Source organism: Paenibacillus camelliae (genome assembly GCF_023715345.1).
Taxonomy (GTDB): Bacteria; Bacillota; Bacilli; order Paenibacillales; family Paenibacillaceae; genus Pristimantibacillus; species Pristimantibacillus camelliae.
Genome location: NZ_JAMBNY010000072.1, coordinates 1 through 325, shown reverse-complemented (window position 1 = coordinate 325; position 325 = coordinate 1). Strand labels below are relative to the sequence as shown.

The window sequence follows — 325 nt, the reverse complement described above, 5'->3', positions numbered from 1 at the left end:
CCACTGGCGATACCGGACCAACGGGTGCGACCGGACCAACAGGCGACACGGGACCGACCGGAGACACTGGAGCTACTGGCGACACGGGACCGACGGGTGACACTGGGCCAACGGGTGATACCGGACCAACTGGAGATACTGGGCCAATTGGTGACACCGGTGCCACCGGCGCGACTGGAGCTACTGGCAATACTGGAGCCACTGGCGATACCGGACCAACGGGTGCGACCGGACCAACAGGCGACACGGGACCGACCGGAGACACTGGAGCTACTGGCGACACGGGACCGACGGGTGACACTGGGCCAACGGGTGATACCGGACC

General features: G+C 65.8%; 1 protein-coding gene. It reads left to right on the top strand.

The genetic code is table 11. The annotated features are described in order from the left end of the window. A partial coding sequence (locus tag M3180_RS22455; protein ID WP_251671643.1) for a collagen-like domain-containing protein occupies positions 1 to 325 on the top strand: 325 nt, incomplete at both ends.